Origin of the sequence: Nocardia coffeae (assembly GCF_019890715.1) — a bacterium.
GTDB lineage: Bacteria > Actinomycetota > Actinomycetes > Mycobacteriales > Mycobacteriaceae > Nocardia > Nocardia jiangxiensis.
The window spans coordinates 134,193-158,593 of record NZ_JAINZY010000002.1; the positions used below are offsets into that span (position 1 = coordinate 134,193).

25 protein-coding genes and 1 pseudogene are annotated in these 24,401 nt (G+C 65.8%); 10 read left to right on the forward strand and 16 right to left on the reverse strand.

All coding sequences use genetic code 11. The annotated features are described in order from the left end of the window. Positions 1–90: 90 nt before the first annotated feature. From K7711_RS09700 to K7711_RS09735, 8 genes are all read right to left on the reverse strand, one after another. Positions 91–1,242, reverse strand: a complete 1,152-nt coding sequence (locus K7711_RS09700) for a phosphotransferase family protein (protein ID WP_222967167.1) — start codon at positions 1,240–1,242, stop codon at positions 91–93. Between the two features lie 70 nt (positions 1,243–1,312). Then, positions 1,313–1,738: a hypothetical protein gene (locus K7711_RS09705; RefSeq protein ID WP_222967169.1), complete on the reverse strand. Its 426-nt coding sequence runs from the start codon at positions 1,736–1,738 to the stop codon at positions 1,313–1,315. A 35-nt stretch (positions 1,739–1,773) separates the two neighbouring features. Beyond that, entirely contained in the window at positions 1,774–2,499 is a 726-nt protein-coding gene (locus K7711_RS09710; RefSeq protein WP_235746985.1) for a hypothetical protein, read from the reverse strand. Between the two features lie 124 nt (positions 2,500–2,623). Then, positions 2,624–3,421: an AAA family ATPase gene (locus K7711_RS09715; protein ID WP_222967172.1), complete on the reverse strand. Its 798-nt coding sequence runs from the start codon at positions 3,419–3,421 to the stop codon at positions 2,624–2,626. Between the two features lie 15 nt (positions 3,422–3,436). Next, positions 3,437–4,969, reverse strand: a complete 1,533-nt coding sequence (locus K7711_RS09720) for a nitric oxide reductase activation protein NorD (protein WP_222967179.1) — start codon at positions 4,967–4,969, stop codon at positions 3,437–3,439. 208 nt (positions 4,970–5,177) lie between these two features. Further along, complete coding sequence (locus K7711_RS09725) at positions 5,178–5,786, reverse strand: TetR family transcriptional regulator (protein ID WP_222967181.1); 609 nt, start codon at positions 5,784–5,786, stop codon at positions 5,178–5,180. Positions 5,787–6,096: 310 nt separating this feature from the next. Beyond that, entirely contained in the window at positions 6,097–6,537 is a 441-nt protein-coding gene (locus K7711_RS09730) for a hypothetical protein (protein WP_222967183.1), read from the reverse strand. A 616-nt stretch (positions 6,538–7,153) separates the two neighbouring features. After that, positions 7,154–7,645: a hypothetical protein gene (locus K7711_RS09735; protein WP_222967190.1), complete on the reverse strand. Its 492-nt coding sequence runs from the start codon at positions 7,643–7,645 to the stop codon at positions 7,154–7,156. 117 nt (positions 7,646–7,762) lie between these two features. Between K7711_RS09735 and K7711_RS09740 the strand changes: the two genes are divergently transcribed. Then, entirely contained in the window at positions 7,763–8,491 is a 729-nt protein-coding gene (locus K7711_RS09740) for a hypothetical protein (protein ID WP_222967198.1), read from the forward strand. 416 nt (positions 8,492–8,907) lie between these two features. On the opposite strand, the gene K7711_RS09745 is transcribed toward K7711_RS09740, so the two are convergent. Further along, positions 8,908–9,315 (reverse strand): dihydrofolate reductase family protein, encoded by a 408-nt coding sequence (locus K7711_RS09745; RefSeq protein ID WP_235746986.1) that lies wholly within the window; start codon positions 9,313–9,315, stop codon positions 8,908–8,910. Between the two features lie 6 nt (positions 9,316–9,321). On the opposite strand from K7711_RS09745, the gene K7711_RS09750 reads away from it, so the two are divergent. Then, entirely contained in the window at positions 9,322–9,723 is a 402-nt protein-coding gene (locus K7711_RS09750; protein ID WP_222969395.1) for a DUF5753 domain-containing protein, read from the forward strand. Between the two features lie 331 nt (positions 9,724–10,054). Here the strand turns inward: K7711_RS09750 and K7711_RS09755 are convergent, their stop codons facing one another. Both K7711_RS09755 and K7711_RS09760 read right to left on the reverse strand, forming a co-directional pair. Beyond that, positions 10,055–10,678 carry a hypothetical protein gene (locus K7711_RS09755; protein ID WP_222967202.1) on the reverse strand — a complete coding sequence of 208 codons (624 nt, stop codon included), beginning with the start codon at positions 10,676–10,678 and terminating at the stop codon, positions 10,055–10,057. A gap of 376 nt (positions 10,679–11,054) precedes the next feature. Continuing rightward, a complete protein-coding gene (locus K7711_RS09760) occupies positions 11,055–11,873 on the reverse strand; it encodes an amidohydrolase family protein (protein WP_222967211.1) in 819 nt (272 codons plus the stop codon). A gap of 302 nt (positions 11,874–12,175) precedes the next feature. Between K7711_RS09760 and K7711_RS09765 the strand changes: the two genes are divergently transcribed. The 4 genes from K7711_RS09765 (at position 12,176) to K7711_RS09780 (ending at position 15,338) form a co-directional block, all read left to right on the forward strand. After that, positions 12,176–12,787 carry a TetR/AcrR family transcriptional regulator gene (locus tag K7711_RS09765; protein WP_222967213.1) on the forward strand — a complete coding sequence of 204 codons (612 nt, stop codon included), beginning with the start codon at positions 12,176–12,178 and terminating at the stop codon, positions 12,785–12,787. Then, positions 12,784–13,530, forward strand: coding sequence for an SDR family NAD(P)-dependent oxidoreductase (locus tag K7711_RS09770; RefSeq protein WP_222967215.1), 747 nt, complete (start codon positions 12,784–12,786; stop codon positions 13,528–13,530). Before K7711_RS09765 ends, K7711_RS09770 begins: the two co-directional genes overlap by 4 nt. 14 nt (positions 13,531–13,544) lie before the next feature. After that, on the forward strand, positions 13,545–14,405 hold the full coding sequence (locus K7711_RS09775; RefSeq protein WP_222967217.1) for an ABC transporter substrate-binding protein: 861 nt from the start codon (positions 13,545–13,547) through the stop codon (positions 14,403–14,405). A 579-nt stretch (positions 14,406–14,984) separates the two neighbouring features. After that, a complete protein-coding gene (locus K7711_RS09780; RefSeq protein ID WP_222967220.1) occupies positions 14,985–15,338 on the forward strand; it encodes a hypothetical protein in 354 nt (117 codons plus the stop codon). 231 nt (positions 15,339–15,569) lie between these two features. Here K7711_RS09780 and K7711_RS09785 read toward each other — a convergent pair. Beyond that, positions 15,570–15,821: pseudogene (locus K7711_RS09785) on the reverse strand (nitrile hydratase subunit alpha); the annotation flags it as partial. Between the two features lie 63 nt (positions 15,822–15,884). On the opposite strand from K7711_RS09785, the gene K7711_RS09790 reads away from it, so the two are divergent. Then, positions 15,885–16,628: an HAD family hydrolase gene (locus tag K7711_RS09790; protein WP_222967222.1), complete on the forward strand. Its 744-nt coding sequence runs from the start codon at positions 15,885–15,887 to the stop codon at positions 16,626–16,628. Continuing rightward, the gene (locus K7711_RS09795; RefSeq protein WP_222967224.1) at positions 16,625–19,012 is read left to right on the forward strand and encodes a glycoside hydrolase family 65 protein; all 2,388 of its coding nucleotides are present in this window, start codon (positions 16,625–16,627) and stop codon (positions 19,010–19,012) included. Before K7711_RS09790 ends, K7711_RS09795 begins: the two co-directional genes overlap by 4 nt. A gap of 4 nt (positions 19,013–19,016) precedes the next feature. Here K7711_RS09795 and K7711_RS09800 read toward each other — a convergent pair whose 3' ends face one another. Genes K7711_RS09800 through K7711_RS09810 form a run of 3 tightly spaced genes read right to left on the reverse strand, consistent with a single transcriptional unit; the run spans position 19,017 to position 21,289 of the window. Then, on the reverse strand, positions 19,017–19,490 hold the full coding sequence (locus tag K7711_RS09800; protein WP_222967226.1) for a tautomerase family protein: 474 nt from the start codon (positions 19,488–19,490) through the stop codon (positions 19,017–19,019). 11 nt (positions 19,491–19,501) lie between these two features. Beyond that, positions 19,502–20,497, reverse strand: a complete 996-nt coding sequence (locus K7711_RS09805; RefSeq protein WP_222967234.1) for an LLM class flavin-dependent oxidoreductase — start codon at positions 20,495–20,497, stop codon at positions 19,502–19,504. 42 nt (positions 20,498–20,539) lie between these two features. Then, positions 20,540–21,289: an SDR family oxidoreductase gene (locus K7711_RS09810; protein ID WP_222967236.1), complete on the reverse strand. Its 750-nt coding sequence runs from the start codon at positions 21,287–21,289 to the stop codon at positions 20,540–20,542. A gap of 88 nt (positions 21,290–21,377) precedes the next feature. On the opposite strand from K7711_RS09810, the gene K7711_RS09815 reads away from it, so the two are divergent. Further along, positions 21,378–21,989, forward strand: coding sequence for a TetR/AcrR family transcriptional regulator (locus K7711_RS09815; protein ID WP_308014609.1), 612 nt, complete (start codon positions 21,378–21,380; stop codon positions 21,987–21,989). Positions 21,990–22,282: 293 nt separating this feature from the next. Here the strand turns inward: K7711_RS09815 and K7711_RS09820 are convergent, their stop codons facing one another. After that, a complete protein-coding gene (locus K7711_RS09820; protein ID WP_222969205.1) occupies positions 22,283–23,029 on the reverse strand; it encodes an SDR family NAD(P)-dependent oxidoreductase in 747 nt (248 codons plus the stop codon). 575 nt (positions 23,030–23,604) lie between these two features. On the opposite strand from K7711_RS09820, the gene K7711_RS09825 reads away from it, so the two are divergent. Beyond that, positions 23,605–24,381 carry an SDR family NAD(P)-dependent oxidoreductase gene (locus tag K7711_RS09825; protein WP_222967240.1) on the forward strand — a complete coding sequence of 259 codons (777 nt, stop codon included), beginning with the start codon at positions 23,605–23,607 and terminating at the stop codon, positions 24,379–24,381. Positions 24,382–24,401 lie beyond the last annotated feature (20 nt).

Sequence of the window (24,401 nt, forward strand, 5' to 3'; positions counted from 1 at the left end):
GGCTCCGGCGAGGCGGAATCGACGGTGCGTCACGGTAGTACCTGTCACCGTAGACCATACCGGGAGGCATTCGAATTGTGTGCCGCCACGCTATCGGACATCGCCGCCGTCGATGAGCGTGCGCAGCACGCCGAAGCTGTCGTGCGTGGTGACCGCGGCGACGGCGCGCTGGACTCCGACCCGCGAGACCTCGAAGGGCTGCATCCGTTCTCCGGCCTCGGCGGTGCACACGATCGCCAGGAACAATTCGGTGATCGCGGCCCGGTAGAGGGTCCAGAGCCGGTCGGGATCCACGCGGACACCGGCGGCGTCGAAACGGGCGGCATAGCGGTCGACCAGGTCACGTTCGATGCCGCGCAGCAGATCCGGTTCGATCGAGGCGGTGGCGAAATAGGCCAGGTCGCGGATGCCCGCACCGATCGTGGCGATCTGCCAGTCCAGGAATCCGGGCCCGTCGTCGGTGAAGTACAGATTGCCCAGATGCGGATCGGCGTGAATCAGGGTCTGCGGCTGGGCGGCCCAGAAGGCGTCGATATCGGCGCTGCGCCGATAGAAGATCCGGCACTGGAGTTTGATCGGTTCGGGAATGAGATCCGCAGTGTGCCCGGTGATCTCGTGCAGGAACCGGCGCCGGATCAGGTCGCCCAGGCGCACATCGGCCGCGGTCCGCACGGCGAGCGGACGCAGGTCGCCGGTGAAACGGTCGCTGTCCTGGAACGCGAGGTGCAGATCGGCCATGGCGTCGATGACGGACTCGGCCTCGGCGCGGGTGACGCTGTCGGTCACCGTGCGGAATCGGGCGGTCCCGGTGAGATCCTCCAGGACCAGCGCGGAACGCCGATATCGCGGATCGGATTGCGCGACATGGCATCTCGGCACCCGGACGGGTGGAGCGTCGCCGAGCGCACGATAGGCCAGGATCTCGCGCTCGCCCAACCGGAAGACGTTCATCAGCACGTGCTGGAGGTAGTCGCGCGGCGGGAGTTTGACGAACAGATGTGTCGGGATCTCGGGCCGATCGGATTCGACGGCGATGCGGGCGCGGGCCGCGGTACCCGAATTCGCGTCGAGCACACGGACATCGGTGATGGCGTCCGCAGGCAGGCCCAGTGCCGCGGCGAGCCACGACGCACTCACCTGCTCGATCCGCAGCGGAACCGGGCAGGAGGCGGGAGCGAGGCGATCGAGCGCGGCGCGGATCGCCTCCCCGGCGGCCATACCGACCGCGCTCGCCGTTGCCATGGGTCTCACCGGACGGCCTGGAACATACTGCGACACAACCGGATTCTATGACCGACGAGTTCGCGGCCGATCACCGATGCGCCGCCTTCTCCCGGGCGACCCGATCGTTGTGGATCTTGACCAGCTCACGGAATCCGATGTGCTGCCATTCGGGTTTGGGCTGCACACCCCACTGGTCCCGCGCGGTCGTCTGGCCCGCGGCCTCGGGTCGCCCGCCCAGCGGAGGGGCGTCGACCGCGCCTTGGCGACAGGTGAGGCTGTCGTCGGAGTAGCGGACCTTCATCATCTCGTCGCAGATCTGAGTCAGCGAGAGCGTGGGCCAGCCGTACCACAGCGCCAGCGCCGGTACGGTCAGCGAGCCCTCGATGACCAGCGCGACCAGGCAGACCAGGATGCCGCGCTGCAACCAGCGGTGCATCCGGGCGAACGGCGCGGTGGTGCCCGGCGGTAATGGGCGTTCGGGAGGTGTTGCGGCAGTGGGTTCTTCGGTGCTCATGACATTCTCCTGGTAACCGGATTCACGGGGCGAGGTCAGTCGGAGAAGATCTCGCGGTTGACCGTGTGCAGATAGGGGATCGCCAGGAACGGGGTGATGTAGAAGATGTCGTACAACCACCAGCCGGTCACCGGCAGCACGATGCCGTGGAATCGCACGTCGGCGTACATCGTCATGTTGACCACGTAACCGACCCAGATCACCACGCCGAACCAGCAGGTGACGATCAGCCACTGATGCCCCCACCGCTTCATCTGCAGGAAGGCGATGGCCGCGGCCACGCGCATCGGGAAGACGGTGAAGATCAGCGCGACCTCCCAGCCCTTCTCGCCCGGAGCCGCCGAACCGCCGATCCACATCTCGTTGTAGTGCCAGAAGTATCCGGCGTCGACGAAATTGCCCCACGCGGTGAAGAACACCCGCGTCACGATGGTGTGGCTGGCGCCCAGGTCCAGCACCCAGCCGATGCTGTTGAGGAAGGCGTCGAGGATGACCAGATAGCCGATCAGCGTGACGATCAGCGGCCGAACCGACAATCCGTCGCGTTGTGCCTTGCGCTGCAACCACATTCCGCGCAGGAACAGCGGCAGCCCGACGAAGCCGAAGATGAACGTGCCCATCAGGGCGGTACCGCCGGTCAGCCAGCGATCCGCCCGGCGCTGGGCGCGGCGGCTCTCGTCGTGGTGTTCGTCGTATCCGGACGGGTCGTGCGCGCGGGCTCTCGCGGTGCCGCGGCGCAGGGCGAATGCGGGCATGTTCATGGTGGCACCTACCAGTCCCGGGTCAGATACATGTGGATTTGGATGAGGAACATCGCCAGCAGGAAGCCGTAGATGGCGAGCTGGAAGACGATCAGCGCGCGGCGGCGCTGGCGGTCCTGGTCGTTCATTCGAGGGTTCCTCCCGGCGTGAGCAGACTGGCCACCGCGATTTCGCGCAGGCCCTGGACGATGGCGCCGTCACTGCTGAGTGGCGCGAGAATGCATGCCTGTGCGGCCTCGAGTTCGCCGGCGCCCGCGGCGATCAGGCGCGCGGCGGCCACCAGGACCCGGGTGGAGGGCGGCTCGAAGCCGAACACCTCGTCGGCGGTGCGAATCGTGGTGGCGCAGTGTACGAGTCGGGTCGCGACCGCGGCGTCCACCGCGGTCTCGGCGACGATCACCTCGGCCTCGCGATCGGGCGGCAGATAATCCATCGCGAGGGTGACGAAACGTTGCCGGAAGGAGGGTTTGAGCTCCTTGAGCGAGCTGCGGTAGGCCGGATTGTAGGAGCAGACCAGCATGAACGGCTCCGGCGCGGGCACCACCTCACCGGCGCGGTCCAGGAACAGGGTGCGCCGATGGTCGGTGAGCGAATGCAGGATGGCCAGCGAATCGTGCCGGGCCTCGACGACCTCGTCCAGGTAACAGATCGCCCCGGATTTCACCGCCCGGGTCAGCGGGCCGTCGGTCCACACGACATCACCCCCCGAGACCAGGAACCGGCCCACCAGATCCGAGCTGGTCAGGTCGTCGTGACAGCTGATGGTGACCACCGGACGGTCCAGCAGACGGCCCATGTGCTCGACGAATCGAGTCTTCCCGCAGCCGGTCGGCCCGGTGAGCATGACCGGCATGCGCTGCCGATACGCCCATTCGAACAGCCGCACCTCACCGGCGGTGGCGATGTAGAGATCGATGGTCATCGGCATTCCTCGAGTTCAGTGGGCGACCAGTTCGCGGTGGATGCAGGCCAGGGCGCGGGGTAGTTCCTCGACCCGGCGGATCCGCTGGGATCGGTTGGGGCCGAACACTTCCGGGAGCGGATCGACCCGGACCGGCCCTACGCCCAGGTAGTAGATGGAGATCCCCGCCTCCTCGGCTTCGGTGACCGCGTGCGCCACATCGGCCCACGCATAGCGGCCCTCGTACCCCTCGTCGGACATCAGGCCGTCCCCGATGACGATCAGCAGTCGCCGTCCGGCGGGCCGGTCCAGCAACCGGCGGGTCAGATGCCGCACGGGCGCGCCCAGGCGGGTGTAGCCGGCGGTGGTCAGGTGCAGCGCGGAGGGATCCACGAAGCGGCGCTCGTGGAAATCCTTCAGGCAGCGCACGTCGACCCGATGGCGGGTGTTGCCGGTGAACACGAACAGCCCGTGCGGTTCCCGCGCGAGGGTCATCGCTCGCGCGAGGGCATCGGCGCAGGCCAGCTCCAGGCGGAAGGTGCGACCGCCGTGGATGCCGAGCGAGGAACTGCCGTCCAGCAGAACCGCTGTGGTCACATCGCGCGAGTGCGGCAGCAGGTCGCGGAACACCCGGGGTTCGGGCGCCGGACCGCAGCGGGTGTCGAGGTAGTGGCTCACATAGCGGTCCACGTCCAGGTCCGAGCCGTCTTCCAGGCCGCTGCGCAGGGCGCGGTGGGTGTGCTCGGTGAACCAGCGACGGATCTCGGGGGAGACCGGCGCGACCGGATGCGACCGGGACGGGTGAGTGCGTTCGAGGACCGAAACATGGTCGTGCAGAAAGGTTTCGGTCCACAGATTCCATTCCGGGTACGGCAGGCCCGGGCGTTGGTCCGCGCGTATCTCGAGGTCCTCGTCCTCGGGACGGCTGGGCGGGGGCAGGTTGACGTTGCGGCTGCCGCCCTCACCGCCGACCGGTATCGACATGATTCGCTGGGCGTCGCTGCGGTGCGAGGTCCACGGCATCCGGGCGTAGGCCCGGCGCGCGGCCGCCGCGAGTGCGCCGCGGGCAGGCGCGGCCAGCGGAAGCGCGCCCAGCAGGGGATGGGCGGGCAGCACGGCGCGGGTGCGCGCCAGCGCCAGGGCGTGCTCGAGGATGTCCGGGCCCGCCAGATCGTGGTCGGCGAGTTCGAGACGGGGTAGCCGACGCCGCACTTCGGGCAGCAGGCCCGGCAGGCGCTCGGCGATCCAGCCCGCGGCCACCCCGCCCTCCACGAGGGACAGCGCTCCGCGCTCGCGGGGTGAGAGTTCGTGCAGTGGATACTGCGCGATGCGGTCTTTGGAGGGTGAACATTGCAGTGCCACACCGCAACTGAGCGTTGTCAGCGTCCAGTCCGGTGCGAGGGGTGGATAGGGAACGTGGACCAGGCGGCGGGTGGAGTTCAGGCCGAAACCGCGGCGTTCGCCGGTGACCAGTCGCACCCCGTCGCGGCGGCGGCCGGAGAAGGCGACGGCCGTCAGCGCGCAGGTGCGTTCGATACCGAGTCCACGATTGATGTCGGAGGCGGTCATGGTGAGCTCCCCGGGGTGGATCCTGCGGCGTGGGCCGGGAGGCTCAGAAGGTGTTGATGTTCTTCATGATCCAGTACCAGAAAGCGATGACCAGCAGGACGACCACCCAGACGAGGGCGATCCGAGCGAGATCCAGCAACATGGCGGTGGCTCCGTATCGGTGTGGTGGTGGGGTGTGGGGAGTGCGGCGCGGTCGGTGCGGTGTGGTTCATCGCGGCTCCAGACTGCGCAGGACGGTGATCAGATAGTTGTCCAAGGCGGTGGCGCGCAACGCCTTCGAGGTCGAGGTGGTGGTGAGCATCGCGTACAGGCCCAGCAGGAAGAACACCGCGCTGTGATAGGGATCCACGGCGATCTGGGCCTCGCCGTGGTCGCGGGCGCGTTCGATCTCCTCCACGACCAGCACGATCATCCGGTGATCGCGCCACTCGTCGTCCAGTGGGCGCGCGGGGGAGAAGTGGATCGCCAGCAGTTCCTTGAACAGCACGCCGCCCAGACGTCGCTCGAGCCCGAGGATCAGCGTGATCGCCTTCTGCAGTGCGGATTTCAGATCGTGTGGGGTGGCCAGGAACCGCGCGAGTTCCTTGGCGATGCGGGCCTCCTCGCGGGCTTCGAGTTCGAGCAGTACGTGTTCCTTGGCCGGAAAGTGGAAGTAGAAGGTGCCCCGGGCCACGCCCGCCGCCTCGGCGATCGCGCCGATATCGGCATCGGCCATGCCGACGCTCTTGAACTCCCTGATCGCCGCATCCAATACGCGCTGACGTGTGCGCAGGCGCTGGGCCTCGCGTCCGGTGGGCTTGTCCTGAACTTCGCTCATAGCCCGATTTCTAACCCCTGTTACTGATACGCGTCAACGAACGAATGCGCGCAATGACTCGACCGATCCGGGAAATCCTCTCCCGCTTACGGTTTCGCCACTGGGAGCGGAGTGCTCTCCGGCGTCGACATCGATACTGACAGACGTCACTGAATCACGTCAACGGAATCGGTGGATTGGCCGAAATAGATTACCGCCGTTGAGATGTCGCGTGAACAGCAAGAAGCCCGACGGTCGCGCGTATGTGCGCGCGAGCGCCGGGCGGCGGGCCGGAACGGAGTCCGGTGCGAGGGCGAGGGTGAGGGTGCGGTCAGGCCACCATGTCGTCCGGTTCGAACGGGGCGAAGAACGCGCTGATCCCGGTGGCGCTCAAAGCGTCACCGAGGGCGACGAAATCGAACGCCGTCCCGCCGGGGCCGCGACCGGCTCGCAGGAGCGCCTCGTGGCCGCCGTCGGCGATCAGCGCGCGATGCAGCCGGATCAGATCGGGATCCACCACTCGGCCGTTCGTCTGCGCCCGGCTGATCATCAGATGCAGGCACAACTGCTGCGCGGGCGTATCGGGATTCGGATCGCCCCCCTCAACGAGTCTGCGCAGCAGGCTGGTGAACGTCTGCTCGATGTAGTACAGGAAGACCGGCCGCGGGCTGTGCAGAATTCTGGTGCGCACATCGTTGGCCAGCGTCTCACCGGCATCGATCAGGGCCTGTGCGGATCGGGGTGTGAGACCGGGGATTTCGCAGTCACTCATCAGCTCTCCTTGCGCGACGGCGCCGTCTCCGGCGCGGTCCCGAGTGGACGGTGACCGCCCTCACCTCCGTTGGCTGGTTAACTGTAACCAATACAGTTAATTGGGGCAAGAGCTGTGTGTGAAACTGGCAGGTCAGACAGGTTTTTGCCGCGAGGAAAGCTGTTCGAAGGGACCAGTGTGCCAACGCGCGGAGCGCTGCTTCGGATCACCCGAAAAGTGTTGCCGCGGCTGTCTTCAGGTCCTCGGGCTGTGCGTCGGAGTAGGTACCCAGCGAGACTGCCGGGGCGTGGCCGTGCCAGGCCGCGACGATGTGCAGCGGGACCGTTTTATTTGCGGGCTGAATGACGATCGGCTGGGTGCGGCAGCTGCCATTGGGGCGTTCCGGACGTTGCAACTGGGGCGCGCTGCGGGCGACGGCTCTCGTCCATGACGAACTCCTGACGGGCAGAGTGGAACCGGTCAGTCCTTCGTGCCATTCACTATGCGGACCGATCCCGTCATGGCGACCACCCCGGCAAGGCTCTGCGCACCACGCGGCCTGAAATCGGGTGCTTGCAAGCGCAAGACGCGTCCGTCGACAGCGAGGTGGTGATGGCGGATTACGGCTTCAGTGCATCTAGCGCGCGCCCGGCAAGGTGAACAAGAGCCGATCCAGCTGTGGCACCGTTTCTTCGAGAAGCTTCTCGAGGTGTCTGTACCGCTGGCGAAGCACTGATATATCGGCAGTGCGCGGTAGCGGCAGTGGCCGTTGCCGCGACGGTAGTGCATTCTCGAGTTCGGTCAGGCGGTAGCGTGCGAGGCTACGCGCCGCTTCCCGCTGCGGTGGTGTCAGCCTTTCGAGTTCCTCGTCCAGGCGATTCCACTTCGTCGCGGCTACCACTGCATAGGCGGCCCAGCCGTCCTCCGCCGGGGCGTTCTCGTGGAGGCTCGCGACTATTCGCCAGGTCAGGGTGATGTCTGGCTCCAACGCCTCTGCTCGTGCACAGGCCGTTGCCGACAGCAGCCGGTAGAACGCCGCCTGCTGCCATCGCTCGATCCGACTCCGCTCACGGTCTCGCCACACGTCCACGGCGGCAACAAATCCCGCCAACGCGACCAGATCTCGCACAGCTGGCCCACCGCATATCCCACACAATCGTCGCCTGCTCTCCAGCATCACTTGCCACCATGGGATGTGGTCGGTCAGCAGTATCGGGCGGGATCGCACTGATCGACATCCGGGCGAGTGCAAGCATTCGCCACTGGTGTCCCCGACGGCCAGGCGAATCCAGCCGAGCGCGGGAGCCATGTCTCGTTCTTCTTCATCAACCCAGTTCGGCAGCGCTGGCACTGGAGGCAGCACAAGTTCACCACCCGATGCCGCAACGTCGGCGAGGAGTGCACTGACGAATGCGACGTCAGTCTCGCCGAGCAGTTGCCCGGGCTGTGGAATGTCGCCGCGGACTCGACCGGAGCGATCCCTCGAGGCGATGCGGGCTACTTCGAGAAGTTCGGCGGCACGGGGGAAGGTGGACGCGACAGTTCCATCCTCCCCGGAGCGCCCATGCCGATCGGCGGCGAGAATGTCACGCAGGACCGGGACTGGAAGATCGACGAGCAGCGGGTCCAGCTCATCGAATGTGACGTACTGGCCGAGCCCACGCGCCTTGATGTACGCCTTGCGGAGCTCGACACGCTCCTGGGCATCGGTTTCCTCGTCGAAGTACTCCTCGTCATACCGCTCCGGCAACGCACGCCCCGGATCAGCAACCAAGCGGTCTGCGCGACGTCGCTCGTAGTCGTCGTACCGGGCCTGCTGTTTCGCGATACGACTCTCCCGCTCGGCACCCAGCGATGCAGCACGAGCCGCCCACTCGTGCCACGGACAGACGATGTCACGCGTAGCAACCTGCCGCTGTTCGTTTCGCTTGACCGGTCGGGCACGCCACGCATTCGCGGGTGGCTTCTTACCTGAGTCCTCCACTTTCACAGTTACCTTGCCGCCCCCGTCGATCGAGACGACACGGACACGCGCCGCCGTGGGAGCGGCATCATGTGGCTCGTACGTGGGGAGTGCATACTCGTGCCCCACCTGAAGTTCTGCCTGCCTCACAGTGGCCAGCATCTCACGGGCGGGTGACAGTCCGTCGCCCCTTGCGGACGCGCCGAGCGAGACCGCCTGTCGGCCAAGGTGATTGCGATCTCCGCTGCTGTGAATTGCGAAGGTGCTGGCACTGGTATCGAGATGTGTATCCGCCAGCCGTGTCAGTGACCTATGCTCCGCAATCTGACTCGACTGATTGTGCGGATTCGGGATGCCATGGGGCGGTGCACATCTGCGGCAGAAGTGCCCGGACCGATCCCGCTGGTCCGGGCGTTGGCGGTGCAGGTTCAGTTGTCCTCGGAGTCGTTCTTCGGGAAGTACCGTAGTAGCGCGACATCCCCGATCTGGGATACCTCGACCAGTTGCATCCGCCGCCGTGAGCCGCCGGGGAACTCTGCGGGATTGACGAATCGTGGTGCGTCGGCTTGTCCGACAAGCAGCGGGGCTACGGCGAGGTGTAGTTCGTCGGCCAGCCCGGCGGTCAGGATGGCGGTCTGGCTGCTGGCAGGGTCGATCATGCCTGCCAGGATGTTCACGCGTTCCATGATGCGCCCCGAGCCGGTGGCTACGCCGATTTGCAAGGCCTGATTGCCCAAGGCGGCGGCAGGCTCGATCTGTCCGGCGGCCCCGACCTCGAATGCTGGAAGCAGCTGACTGAGCAGCGTCGGACAAGACTGCACGACAACAACTTTCATGTTCAGGTGTACCTGTTGCGGTCGGTCCTGCATCATGTGGTGGGTGGTCCGGCGCTGATGGCCCAGCAGTTGGCGCACCTCGAACAGATCAGCCAGCAGCCGAACGTGTCCGTCCGGATCATTCCGTCAGACGCAGGCAGTCACATCGGGTTACATCGGGGCGGGTTCACCCTGATGGAATTCGCAGCCCTTCCAGGAATCGGCGCAGTCGGAGCACCTGTGGTTTACGCCAAGGGCTTCACCGAGGAACTATGTATCAGGGACGCCAGAGACGTCGACCGATATCGGGTCGCGGTGGCGCAGTTGGACCGAGTGGCAATGAGTTCGGAGGAATCCCAGATGCTCATGGCGAAGAGCGAGCAGAAGTATTGGGCGCGAACAACTCTCGGCCCCCAGGGGTCCCGTTGATCGACCTGAATCGAGGGTAGGGCGTTGAGCGGGGAATTGAGAGCCTCGGGTGCTCGGCTGGCTGGCCCCGCTTCCTCTTCACTCTGCTACAGGCTGTCTCGTTCGAGGGCAGGCAGTTCGCGGTAACTGGCAAGTTTCTTCGAGTTGCCGATGTGCGCTCCAAATGCGTTGCCGCAGGTCATCACCCGAACCGTGCCGGGTGACCTGCGGGCATTTGCCATTTATTCGTCAAAAATCATCCTGACGTCGTTGTGGGGGTGTTCGCCTTCCCCGCGATCACCGTTCCAGGGCGAGATCAGCTACGTAGCAGATCCTGCGTGCTGCGCTGTGGTCACACCAGTTCGGGTACGCGCAGATGCGCGATTACCAGCTCGAATTCACCGATGTCGGTCACTTCGACACCGGCTTGCCGGGTGGACTCACTCCGCAGGGCGGTCGCTCGCTCGCGATCGCGTTCCATCGCTTCGGCGCTGTCGTACGTGGCGCAGGAGACGCCTTGCCCTGTTGCCCGGTTGATCATGAGGCTGGCGCTGCAGAATCCGTCGGACTCTTCCATCGCCGGTAGAGTCGCGGACTTGTAGACCTGGGTCGCGGAGTCGAGGTGCTCCGGGGCGGTTCTGCCCCAGGTCGCGCTGACGCAGGCACCCTGACGTGAGTGGTGATCGCGGTGCAGGACCGCGATCTCCCACTCCTGGACCTCGGTGTCGCTGTTGCCGAACATCCGTGCGGCGCGGTCGCGAATCGGGGATACCCTCGTCGCGCTGTCGCGCATCGCCTGCTGCGTTTCCCATGCGCTGGTGGCGATGCACCGGCCGGTACTGCGATCGACCAGCAGGGACAGTCCTATACAACCGGGTATGCCGTCCAGCTCAGGCATCACCTCTTCACGCATGTGCGCAATCCCGGCATCGAGAGAGGACAGGTGTGCCTGAACAGTGGTAGAACGTGCGAACACGATCCACCTCCTCTGTAGCTGGGGCAGCGCCCCAATGGCACCACCGGTGCCACCCACACTGCTCCGGTGGGGCCACCCCGGCAATAGCCAGAAGATTGCTTAGGCTAACCCGGGCCTGCTGTGCCTCCACTGCTGGATGCCGAACGCGTGTGGCGCGCGGCCGGTGAGGTTTGACCCATACGTGCGCAGGGCAGCGCGACAGGCGATGCCACAAGCTGAGGCCGAACTGTCCCGATGTTGCGGGGTCCGCGATGCGAGTTCCGCAGCTGTGGCCTGCCGCGCTTGTCTCTGGCAGCCGACACGCAGCGCCGGACCGACTCCGTACTCTCGAGATCGCTGCCCGCACGTCGAAAATCTGTGGTGCGGTGTCGGTGCGTCAGTCGAGGCTGAAGACGCGGGTGGCGTTGCTGTGGAGGTATTGCTCGCAGGCGATTTCGTCGAGGCCGAGTTCGTCGAGTTCATTGAGGGCGGCCGTGGGCGTGATCATGGGGTAATTGGTGCCGAAGAGTACTTTGCGGCTGCCTGAGCGGGTTTTCATGTAGGAGACGAGTTCGTTGGGGATGCGGCGGCTGGTGTAGGCGGAGGTGTCGATGTAGACGTTTTCGTGTTTGCGGGCGACGGCGATCATTTCCTCGGTCCAGGGGTACCCTATGTGTCCGGCGACGATGGTCAGCTCTGGGAAGTCCAGGGCGACTTGGTCGATATAAGGGATGGGACGTCCTGTTTCGGAGGGGCGCAGTGGGCCGGTGTGCCCGACCTGGGTGCAGAACGGGACCCCGAGCTCGACGCATGTGGCGTAGAGGGGGTAGTAGCGGCGGTCGGTGGGTGCGGCCTCCCACAGCCAGGGCACCACACGCAGTCCTTTGAATCCGAGCTCGGAGATGGCACGACGTAGTTCACGAACGGCGTGCATCGGTTGGGTGAGGTCTACAGCGGCTAGGCCGGCGAACCGATCGGGATGCGCTGAAACCCATTCTGCGACTTCGTCGTTGGAGATCAACGCGCCCTCGCGGGGTGCGTGCCAAGCGCTGAGCAGACCGAATCCGACGTCGGCGTGGTCCATCGCGGCGAGGGTGAACTCGATCGGCAAGGGGTCGGTGAGGGCTGGCTGGCCGGTCCAGCGGCGCAGCGAGTCGAACATGTCGTGCTGAGAGAACCGCACGGTGGGATGTTGCATCCAGACGTCGATTGTCATGAGGCGGAAGCCTTTCCGGAGTTCGATGTCAGTCCGAGCTACGCGGCGGTGCCGAGCACCGCATCATATTCCGGCGCCATGACCGGTCATGTGCATCACCGCCTATTCATCACCGGTGCGGTTGGGGTGAATTGGACGAAGGTCAGTGCGGGCTTCGGCCGGGTGCGTGGCGAACTGGACCTTGCTGCGCTGATTGCCTGGGCAGTCCCTGGGTGGCAGCCGTTGCCGTCGACGCACCGGCCGGGCTGAGCCTGCAAGCCGTGCCTTGACAGTACTGGGTCAGCAGGCCACGATAGGAAACTATGGAAACGCAATTAGTTTCTTCGGTTTCCAGCGAGCGGCGTGCCGAGGTGATCGTCGACGCGGCGAGTCGGTTGTTCCTCGCGCCGGGCCTCGGGCGGGTCAGCATGGACGACCTCGCTCGTGAGCTCGGGATGAGTAAGAAGACGATCTACCGACACTTCCCGGACAAGCGCAGCCTTTTGACCGCGGTGCTGGACCGGCTGTTCGGGGAGATCGAGCGCACCATGGTCGTCGCGGCCGAGGAGTCCGAAGGCCTGTCGTTCGATGAGCAGGTGCAGCGGTTCCTGCACGCGGCGTGCAGCGAACTCGGGCGTATCGGCGCGGCTCAGCGGGCCACCGGGCGGGGTGACGCGGTGCTGCGCAGGCACGTGGAACAGCGGATGGACGCGGTGGTCTATCGACGGCTCGACGAGCTGTTCGGGCACGGGCACCGGCTCGGGTTGCTGTCGGCGCCGCCCGAGCTGCTGAGCGAGATCATCCGCGGTGCGGCGGAACGTCTGCTGAACTCGACGTTGCCGGGCAAGTTCGACCGTAGCGCGGCTGATCTGTTGCGAATGACCGTCGACACGGTTCTGTATGGGGCAATTCGTGGACAGGAGGTTGAATCATGACCAGGGTGGCATTGGTGACCGGGGCCAGCAGCGGAATCGGTGCGGCGACCGCGCGACTGTTGGCCGAGCGCGGCATGCGCGTTGTGGTCAATTACCTTCGCAGCGAGCAGGCGGCCGAGGATGTCGTGGCCGAGATCGAGGCCGCGGGTGGCCAGGCCATGGCGGTGCGGGCCGACGTGCGTGACGTGGGGGCGGTCGAGGGTGTGATCGAGCAGGTCCGGGTGGCTTGGGGCGGCGGCGTCGACGTGCTCGTGCACAACGCGCTCACCCCGTACGTGATCAAGCCGTTCCGCTCCATGACGTGGGAGGAGCTGGGCGGCAAGCTCGACGACGAGATGCGGGCGGCGTATGTGGTCACCCAGGCCGTGCTACCGGCCATGACCGAGCAGGGCTGGGGACGCCTCATCTATCTGAGCGCGGGGCCGGGCCGACGGCCGCGGGAAGGAATGATCGCGCTGGGTACGGCCAAGGCGGCGCTGGCGCAGTTCGCCCGGTTTCTCGCGCAGGAACTGGGCCCCGCGGGCATCACGGTCAACGTCGTCGAGCCGGGCCCGGTGGCCGAGACCAGGATGTCGCACGTCCTGGACGACGAGGTGAAGCAGCGGCAGGTGGCCGCCACCCCACTGGGCCGCCTCGCGGTCCCGGCGGATGTCGCCCAGGCGGTGGCGTTCTACGCGGGCGAGGACAACACATTCATGACCGGCACCACCGCCGCGATCAACGGCGGCATGGCGATGTACTGAGAGAAGGCACGATCATGCACACCATTGATCTGGCCTATGTCGGCCGCGGCCTGCACGAGGAGCTGGTCGCCCATATCGCCGACCAGGAGGGATACTACGCGGACGAGGGCGTGCAGGTCGCGCTGCACGACGGTATCGCCTGGGACGAGGAACGGTTGCGTCGCGGCGCCACCATCGGCCTCGGCCGGGGGCTGCTGTCGCGGCTGACCGACGGCGTCCCGTGGGTCACGCTCACCGTCAACACGCATCGTCCGCTGTTCTGGTTCCTTGCCCGATCCGGCCTGAACTCGCTGTCGGATTTGGCCGGTCGACGGCTCGCGATCCACGCGCCGGACACCCCGCCCGGGTGCTTCGCCCGGATCGTGTTGCGACGGGCCGGCCTGGACCCGGACCGCGACATGCACTGCATCGTGCGGGCTCCCGGCGACTACCGCATGGACCTGCGCCAACTGCGCGAGGGCAGCATCGACGCCGCTTACGTCGGCAGCACCATGGCACCGGAGGCCGTCGCGGCGGAGTACGGGTGGCAGGTGCTGGCCTGGGTCGGTGACCACTTCCAGATCCCCACCGTGGGTGTTGCCGTCGACCCCACCTACACCGACCCGGACGACCCCGCGGTGCAGGGGCTCGTCCGCGCTCACCGGCGCGCCCTGCAGGTGATCCACGAGGATCCCGACACCACGGTTCGGTATATGCACACGTTCCTCGGCGGCCAGACCACCGACGAGGTCCGAGCCCACTACGAGAAGTTCATCGCGCCGTATTACACCACTGACGGCAAGGTCGATCCGGCTATCGCCGGCAGCGCGATCACTGCGGTCGCCAGCGAACTCGGTGTGCCCGCCGGCGTCGATGCGGCCGACTTCTACCGCTAGACGCCCTGTCACCACTGCCATGCAGGGACATCTCGGCGGCCATCTCCGCAACCGTGGCGTCTGTTCGGCTTCCGGATAATCTGGACAGCAATTCTGCAGCGACTGACGCAGGATCGTCCCGCTCCGTCGGTGAGTGCCGCGAGGCACTCCTCGCCCGAACCGAGGCATGGGCGTCACCATGGCACTGCGCACCGCGACGTTCACCACGCCGCCGACCATCGTGCTGCTTACCGAAACAGACTCCACAACAACGGTTTACGCGGCTCACCGAGCCGAGGACGATCGAGCTCGGGTCCGTAACATCCTGGCGCTACTGCCCAACGGGGACGCTCGGGTGAGCAACCGGCGAGGATCGAAATGGTATGTGCGACGACCGTCTTCTGCTCGCCATCGGCGTCGCTGAATTTGGTCTCTTCGTAGATAGCCGCACCGGCTCCGGTGTGGGCTTGCCCAAGGCTGCGCCGGGCTCGCGCTCCGGCGTCCGCGGGGTGGCGCGGGCTGCGTTCGGTGGCAGCGCCTCGAGCAGGCGGGTGACTTCCTGCCATGTTGTGAAGGTGCCGTTCGGTGCAGGATCGATGTATGTCGCGAGCCTGGTTCAAGCGTTTGATCCCGCGTGCGGCCGCGTCACCGCTGACGGGGGTGAGCGGGCCATCGACGCGGGTGGTGGATGTCGAGCTGTACCGCGGTGGGACCGGTGGCAAGGACTGGACCGCCGAGTGGAGATTGCTCGATGAGCAGATGACCGAGGAGATCACCACCGACGATCTCGGTGCCTTGGTCGAGTACGTCCTGGCCGACGCGTGCGTTCACGTGGGCGAGCACCTGGACGTGGCCATGCAGTGGAGTCTGCGCCACGACGACCCGCAGCAGGGCACCGACGTCACCGGCAGCGAACTCGACGGTGTGATACTGCCGGTAACCCTGCACACGTAGCCGCAGGTTTGCCATGCGGGCCTTATCGGAGGTCGGGCGTCTGAACGGGTTTCTGTGTCGCACATCGGGTGGATGTGCCGTAATCGGTTGGTAGAGAGCAGATTTCAGCTGCGCGACGGTTGGTTGAGCCTTGAAGTTGGATAGTTCGTGATCGACCGTTTTCTTCGAGTGAGTGGAGAACAGCGTGTTGGACACCGTGGAAACCGCGACTGCTTATGTGATCGCCGAGCTGTCGGCGGGCAGGTAGGTGCCGAACTCGGCGAGGACATCACGCGGGTACCGCACCACCCGGCGACGATAGTTGGGCGTGCGGTACCACTCGGGCGAGTTGCCCAGAAGCGGCCGCGGGTAACAGGAGCAGAGCGTGCACACGATGACGTGGTGCAGCGTCGGGGTGTCCTCGAGGATGTGCAGTGCGGTGAAGTCGCTCGGCGTGCCGAAGCCTGTGGGTTCCAGCCAGTCGACTCCGACAGCCTTGCATGCCATCGCGATTTCCGGATGGACGGGCGTGGAAGTGCAACAGTTGTCGGGATAGCATTGGCAGTGATGACGGGACTGGGTCTTCCGAATGTCATTCGCGCGTGCCTGTTCGATCTGGATGGGGTGCTGACCAGGACTGCGGTGGTACATGCCGCTGCCTGGAAGGAGGTCTTCGATGACTTCCTGCGTCGCCGGGAGGGCCCGGATTTCCGGCCTTTCGATGCGATCGCGGACTACGACCAGTATGTCGACGGGCGTCCGCGTGCCGACGGTGTGAGGGTCTTCCTGGCCTCGCGCGGGATCGAGCTGCCCGAGGGCTCGGACGATGACCTACCGGAGCTGGATACCGTGCATGGTCTGGGCAACCGCAAGAACGCCCTGCTGCTGGCGAAGATCCGCACACGAGGCGTCGAGGCGTACGCGGGTTCGGTCCGCTACGTCGAGACCGTCCGGGCGTCCGGATTGTCCACCGCCGTGGTCTCTTCCAGCGCCAACGCCCGTGACGTCCTGGCGTCGGCGGGGATCGAGGCGCTGTTCGACGTGCGGATTGATGGTGTCGTCGCCGCTGAACGAAAGCTGCCCGGCAAACCTCATCCGGACACCTACCTTCGAGCAGCGCACGACCTGGGTGTCGAGCCCGGCGCCGCCGCCGTTTTCGAGGACGCGCTGGCCGGCATGGATGCCGGGCGGTCCGGCCACTTCGGATACGTCGTGGGAGTCGACCGGGTCGGTCAGGCCGACGCGCTGCACCAGCACGGCGCAGACGTCGTCGTCGGTGACCTCGCCGAGTTGCTGGAGGTCGGAATGTGATTACCCATTCCGCTTACGCGGTCGATCCCTGGTGTGTGCGCGAGACCGCGCTGGACTGGGACGTGCTGGCGCAGAGCGAATCGGTCTTCACCATGTCCAACGGACACATCGGTTGGCGGGGCAACCTCGACGAGGGCGAGCCGCACGGGTTGCCGGGCAGCTATCTCAACGGTGTCTACGAGCAGCACCCACTGCCGTATGCCGAGGCGGGCTACGGCTTTCCGGAGTCCGGCCAGACGGTCATCAATGTCACCAACGGCAAACTCATTCGTCTCCTGGTCGACGACGAGCCGTTCGATCTGCGCTACGGACGGTTGCTGTCGCACGAGCGGGTGCTGGATCTGCGCAGCGGGCTCCTGCACCGGACCTGTGAGTGGACCTCGCCAGTCGGCAAGACCGTGCGCGTGCGTTCCACACGCCTGGTCTCGTTCACCCAGCGAGCGATCGCCGCGATCGCCTACGAGGTGGAACCACTCGAGGACGAGGTACAAATCGTCCTCCAGTCCGAACTCGTGGCCAACGAGCAACTGCCCACCCCCAGCGGTGATCCGCGGGTCTCCGCCGCGCTGGAATCCCCGCTGCGGCCCGAGGAGAACGATGCCCGGGACATGCGGCTGCTACTGATGCACCGCACCACCGCCAGTGGCCTGCGGGTCGCGGCTGCCGCCGACCACATGGTGCACGGCCCGGCATCCACCCAGACCTCCGCCGAGAGCGGGGAAGACGTGGCTCGGGTCACCGTCATCACCGATCTCGCGCCAGGTGAGCCGCTCCGTGTGGTGAAACTGGTCGCCTACGGCTGGTCCGGAGTGCGCTCGCTACCAGCCCTGCGGGCTCAGGTCGAGGCGGCGCTCGCCGGAGCCCGCAGCACCGGCTGGCAGGGGCTGGTCGACCAGCAGCGAGCCTTCCTGGATGACTTCTGGGAACACGCCGACGTCGAGGTCGACGGCGATGTGGAGATCCAACAGGCCGTCCGCTTCGCCCTCTACCACGTGATCCAGGCCGCCGTAAGGGCCGAGCAGCGGGCCATTCCGGCCAAGGGCCTGACTGGCTCCGGATACGACGGGCATGCCTTCTGGGACACCGAGATCTTCGTCTTGCCACTGCTCACCTTCATCCACCCCAACTGTGTCGCCGAGGCACTGCTCTGGCGGCAGCACACCCTGCCCGCTGGCCGCGCCCGTGCTCGCCAACTAGGGCTGAAGGGCGCGGCGTTCCCTTGGCGAACTATCGATGGGGCGGAGTGCTCCAGCTATTGGCCGGCCGGCACCGCCGCCTTGCACATCAACGCCGATATCGCCCATGCCGTGATTCGCTACGTCTCACTCACCGGCGACGTCGAATTCGAACGTGAGACCGCCGTGGAACTGTTGGTGGAGACCGCCCGGATGTGGCACTCCCTAGGACATCACGACTCCCTCGGCCGCTTCCATATCGACGGTGTCACCGGCCCCGACGAGTACAGCGCGATCGCCGACGACAACACCTACACCAACCTGATGGCCCAAGAGAACCTGCGGGCCGCCGCCGATACCGCCGAGCGACACCCCGAGCAGGCCGCCACCCTGGGGGTCGACGACGAGGAGACCGCGGCGTGGCGCGATGCCGCCGCGTCGATGACGGTGCCCTACAACAGCGAGCTGCGAATCCATGAGCAGTCAGCGGACTTCACCCGCCACCAAGTGTGGGATTTCGCCTCCACCGGCCCCGATGACTATCCGCTGATGCTGCACTTCCCCTACGGAGACCTGTACCGCAAGCAGGTGATCAAACAGGCGGACCTGGTGCTGGCGATGTACCTGCGCGGCGAGGCCTTCGAACAGGAGCACAAGGCCCGGAATTTCGCCTACTACGAGGCGCTCACCGTGCGGGACTCCTCACTGTCGGCATGTGTTCAGGCGGTGATCGCCGCCGAGGTCGGACATCTGAGCCTGGCCTACGACTACCTCGGCGAGGCCGCGTTGATGGATCTGGACGATCTCGAGAAGAACACCCGCGACGGCCTGCACATCGCCTCGCTCGCGGGCTCATGGATCGCGCTGATCGCGGGCTTCGCGGGCATGCGCTACCGCGAGGAAACCCTGCATTTCGCCCCCCGGCTGCCCGAGAACCTCAGCCGGCTGGCCTTCTCCGTCCACGCGCGGCAGCGATGTCTGCGAGTGGAGGTCACCGATTCGTCGGCCACGTATACCTTGGCCGACGGAGAACCGCTCGAGATCGGACACTACGGGGAGGCGCTGACGATATCCCGCGGCAACCCGCAGACGCGCCCGGTGAAACGAACGACCCCCCTGCCGGAGCCTGCTCAACCGCCCGGCCGCCGCCCCGGGCGCCCCGCTCCCGCTCGACCTGAACGGGCAGAAGCCGAGACTGGGCCCGGGTGAGGAGTTAGGAGGGGCCATCGGCGGTCGGCGAGATCTCCGCGCGCTTCCTGGCGGCCAGCTGATTGCGTACCTTCGGCAGGAGGTTGTCGAGCCAGCCTTGTTCGGCTCCGGGTTCGGGCAGAGCATGGCCGAATTCGAGCATGTCGCCGTGGGAGAGCTCGTTCAGATACACCCACACCGCCGATGAGGGGATCTGCAGCGTTCGTGTGAGGAGATCGGAGATACCGGCCGTGATGCGTTTATTGCGGTCGCCGGTCGGTTTGCTGCGAATGTGCCCATGGATCCACACCCCGTGGGCGTGGGCGGGCTGTCCGCCGATGAAATGGTCGTCCGGATCGAGAGTGTGGAATATGCACTGGCTCAACATGATCGGAGCTCCGGTGACTTCATGGTGGATCTGCGCGATCCCCGCGGCGAGTTGTGCCTTGGCGGCAGCGTCGACCTGACCTCGATGGGTGTAGCACTCGTATGTCGGCATGGTGGTTTCTCCTAGTTGTCCGGGTTCGCCTGCTTGGCAACGGCGATGAACTCCGCCAGCTCTGCGGCGATATCGGGACCTGTTGGCTGGTAGATGATTTCGGTGACTCCGTCTCGTTCGATCGCCGCCAGGCGGCGGGCGAGCTCGTCGGCGGTGCCGGTCAGTGTGGTGGTGGGTATCGCCGCCCAGCTGCCGGCGGCCCATGCTGCCTGGTCGGCTTCGCTCAAGCCGACCAGGTGCTGGTCGAAGATGGCGAAATGGCGGTCGGCTCGGGGCACTCGGTTGATGGTGTCGAGCCACACTCGGCCCGCGGGTAAGGCGGTGAGATCTCCGCCGAATTCGTAGACCGAATGGTAAGCGAGCGCGTTTCCCGGTCCGGCCGCTGCGGCGACGCGAGGGGAGTCCAGGGACTCTCCGGGAGCGAGAACCGTCCCGTGTGCGGGCATGCTGACCCAGCTGAAGTCCGCGGCGGAGCCGGTATCGCCCTTGGTGAACAGGCCGTCGCCCAATTCCTTTGCGACGCTGAGCCCTTTGGGGCCGTACGCCGAGATCAGCACCGGCACGTCGATCGGCCTGCGCGGCGCGTGGCCTTCGGGATGCAGCATTCGCATATGGTGGCCGTTCCAGTCGACGGTCTCACCGCGCAGCAACGCTCGGAATGTTCTCACGTAATCGGTCAGGTACGTCCAGGTTGCGGCCTTGGCCCCGATCGCTCTGGCGCCGGAGTGACCGGTGCCGAACGCTACCGCGACCCGCCCCGGAGCCATCGCCGAGAGCGTTGCGGCTCCCGCGGCGTTGACCATCGGGTGCCGCAGCCCCGGCACCAGGACCGCGGGCCCGAGCCCGATGCGTTCGGTACGTGCGGCCGCCAATGCGAGCATCATCCATACATCCGGGCCTTGATGGGGTGCGTCATGCAACCAGGCGCGGTCGTAACCGAGTTGCTCGGCGACGGCGATATGTGCCGGTGAATTCAGAGATGTCGCGAAATGCGCGGAGATCTTCACTGCCGTAGTGCCTTTCACAGAGTGCGATCGATGCCGTGCGCCTCAGAGCGCGGTGTTATAGGCGGCGTAGAACCGGTCGTAGGTTTCACCGCGCGTGGCCAGCCATTGCGGTTTCACCCGCTCCACCACGATTTCGGTCGCCTGCGGCTGCGCCTGCAACAGCGACATCGTCTCGGCGACATAGGAATTCAGCGGCATCATCGTGTCGGGGTCGAGGTCCAGCCCGTCCGCGAGCTCGGTTCGCACCCGTGGCGGGATGATTTCGATCACCTGAACCGCGGTGTCGCGCAACTGGAAACGCAGCGACTGGGTGTAGGAGTGCAGCGCGGCCTTGGTCGCGCAATATGTCGGCATGCTCGCGTTCGGCACGAACGCCAGCCCGGAGGTGACGTTGAGAATCGCAGCGCGCGGCCGGCTCATCAGTGTGGGCAACAATTCCGAGGTCAGGCGGATCGGCCCCAGGAGATTGACCTCCACGATCGCCTGCGCCGTTTCGGTATCACCTGTGGCCAGATCCTCGACGTGCGAGATACCCGCGTTGTTGATCACGACATCGAGGCCCGGAAAGCGGTCGGTGACCTCCGCGGTGAATCGCCGGACGTCCTCGGGGTCACCCTGATCCAACTGCAGATACCGCATGCCCGGGTTCGCGCCCGTGACTGCCTCCAACGGCGCTCGGCGTCGCCCCGCGATGACTACCCGGTTACCCATTCGGTGCAGCGCGGTGGCCAGACCGCGGCCGATTCCGTTGCCGCCGCCGGTCACCAGGATCGTGTTGCCCGTCAACTGCATGACATCACCACTTTGTAGACGTATCCGTTCACTATCACTCTCAGCGTATGCCTGGAAAATAAGGAACGCAAGCGGCTACTATTGTCAGGTGTCGAACAAGGATGGGGTCACACGCGGTCGCCGACGGGGTGAGCAACTCGAGCACGCCCTGTATGCCGCGACGCTGGCTGAGCTGGCCGACGTCGGGTATGGCCGACTCGCCATGGAGGCGATCGCGGCTCGTGCCCGGACGGGCAAGGCGGCACTGTATCGGCGCTGGCCCACCAAGCAGGCATTGGTGCTGGCAGCTTTGCTGCACGTGCTGCCCCCGCTGCCCGAGCCGAGTGCCGAGCACTCGAGCCGGCAGAATCTGTTGTCCGTGCTCACCGCAATCGGCGAGGTCATGGCAGGTAGAGCAACGTTTCCGGGGCTCGATATTCTCGGCCAGATCCTGCGTGAACCGGAACTGCGAGCCATGTATGCCGAGAAGTTGATCGCCCCACGGATACAGATGATCGACTCCATCCTGCGGGGCGTCGAAACCGGCGGCGAGTTCGACGTGAGCGCCCTCCCATCGCTGAACGCGCGCATCGGACCGGCGCTGATCATCCAACAGGTGCTACTCACCGGGGAGCCGCCGACGCGGCGAGAACTCGGCGAGATCGTCGACGCCGTACTCCCCGAACCGTCACCGGCGTCCCGAAGCGGCGACTCCCGTTAGCTTTTCGACGTGTGGACGCGGTGCCCGACGGCCGCCCGACCGCCGACCTCCTGCACCGGCTCATCGACGCGCTCGAAAACAGGCATGGCTGCTCAACAGCTACCAACTCCGAGACGCCAAAACCGACACACTGCCAAGCCACCGCACCGAGAGCATGGCAAACCATCAACTGGCCGATCTTCTTCCACGAGCGCGCCCGGCCCGGTTTTGGAAGAGCACCGACAGTTCGAGCGGTAACTCGAAGAACTCGACGCCGTCCCGGCCTTGAAAGAACCGCCGGGATCCTGCGGCGCTCACACGGCGGTTCGCCCGCCATCGACCGGTAATACGGCACCGTGTATGAAACCGGCGCGGTCACCGGCCAGAAAAGCGATGGCCGCGGCGATCTCTTCAGGGGTTCCGGGCCGTCCGGCCGGCCCCTGTGCGGCCAGCTGGTCCAATGCCTCACCCCACGCTGCGGTGCCTCCGGTGCGCGTCGGTCCAGGGCTGACGGCGTTGACCCGTACCCCGCGCGGACCGTATTCGGCTGCCCACGACTTGGTCAGCAACGCCAAGGCCGCCTTGCTGGCACCATAGAGACCTTCGTCGACCGTCCCGAACTCGGCGACCATCGTGGTGATATTGATGATCGCGCCACCGCCGCGTTCGGCCATTTTCGGCGCCAGCTCGGCGACCAGGAAGTACGGCACTTTGACGTTGAGTCCGAACACCCCGTCGAAATCTGCCTCCGTCATCTGCTCGGTCGGGCCGTACGGAAAGATACCGGCGTTGTTGATAAGGACGTCGACCCGGCCGAGCTGTTCGACCGCACGTCCGGCGAGTGTCCGTGCCGACGCCGCGTCGCGCAGGTCTGCGGCGATGAACACCGCGCTCTCGCCAGCGTTGCCAATCTCCTCGACCACCCCCTTGCCGCGTTGCTGATCACGGCCTGACACGGCCACACGCGCCCCCAACCGTGCCAGTTCCACTGCCGCCGCTCGACCGATCCCACTTGTACCGCCGGTCACCAACGCCGAGACTCCAGACAATTCACTCGCCATTGCTCGCCTCCCTGTTGCTTCGACCCCTAGGTGCGTGCCCGCAGTGATCGGTGACTTCGTTGTGGTTGTGTCAGTGCCCGCGAACACACTTGTTCACACACTGCGATCGATTCGCCGGTGCAATCGCCGGTCGCGGTGGAATACGACTCCCATATTCCGTTAGTCGATCCTCCCGGCAAACAATGCCCCGGGACGTATACCCGCCAGTCGCAGCAGGTTTTGTCAGCTGAACCAGAATAAAAATTCTACAGCTGGCTCCACGCATACGAGGGGCGACTGCTCTTGTTCCGGGTCTGTGCTATTCCCGCTTCCGGGGTGGGTGGCGCGGCCGTGATCGTGGACACCAGCAGATAATCGTCGCCGGTCACTGAGGATCGACTGGCGCAGCCCGAGCGGATCGCGGATATAGTTGTGGTTCCCGCCGGGCATTACCCGATTTGGTGTCATCCGAAGCTTCTTCCGAACTGCTGCTCAGTCCGGCAACAAAGAGTAGGAAAGCAGTGGCGGCGTCAGCCCCGTTTCCCCCGGCCTCCGGGACTTTATCGATTCCAACGACGCGGAAAGGCAGGACGATCATGACTGAAAAGGCGCCGCTTACCGGTAAGCGGGCACTGGTCACCGGAGGCAGCCGCGGCATCGGGGCGGCGATCGCGCGGCGACTGGCCGCCGAGGGCGCGGCAGTGGCGGTGAATTATGTCGCGAACGCGTCCTCGGCTGACGCGCTGGTGGCCGAACTGACTGACACGGGCCATCAGGCGGTAGCCCTTCGTGCAGATGTCGGCGATCCCGCGCAGACGAAGATGCTGGTGTCTCAGGTTGTCGCCGAGTTCGGCGGGCTGGATATCGTGGCCAGCAACGCCGGCGTGGAACACTTCGGGCCGCTGGAGTCGATCACGGCGGCCGATTTCGACAGGGTGTTTCGCATCAACGTGGCCGGGCAGCTGTTTGTCACTCAGGCAGCGGCGGCGGCGATGAGCAGCGGCGGCCGGATCTTGTTGACCTCCTCGATCAGTGCGCGTATCGGCGTTTACCAGCACACTTTGTATGCCGCCAGCAAGGCGGCGGTCTCGGCAATGGTGCTCAACCTGGCACCGGAACTGGCCGAACGCGGCATCGCTGTCAACGCGATCGCGCCCGGAGGCACAGCCACCGACATGGCCGCCGAAGTCGGTGCCCGCTACACCCCGCCAGCGCTGCGTGGCGTTTCCAGCGACACGATCGTCGCATCGATGAACGCCATCGGCCGACTGGCCGAGCCCGACGAAATCGCTTGCATTGCAGCCTTTTTGCTTTCACCGGAAGCCTCATACGTCACTGGTGCCACCATGGACGCCTCCGGCGGGTGGATGTAGGTCGGCGCGCACCACCCGAG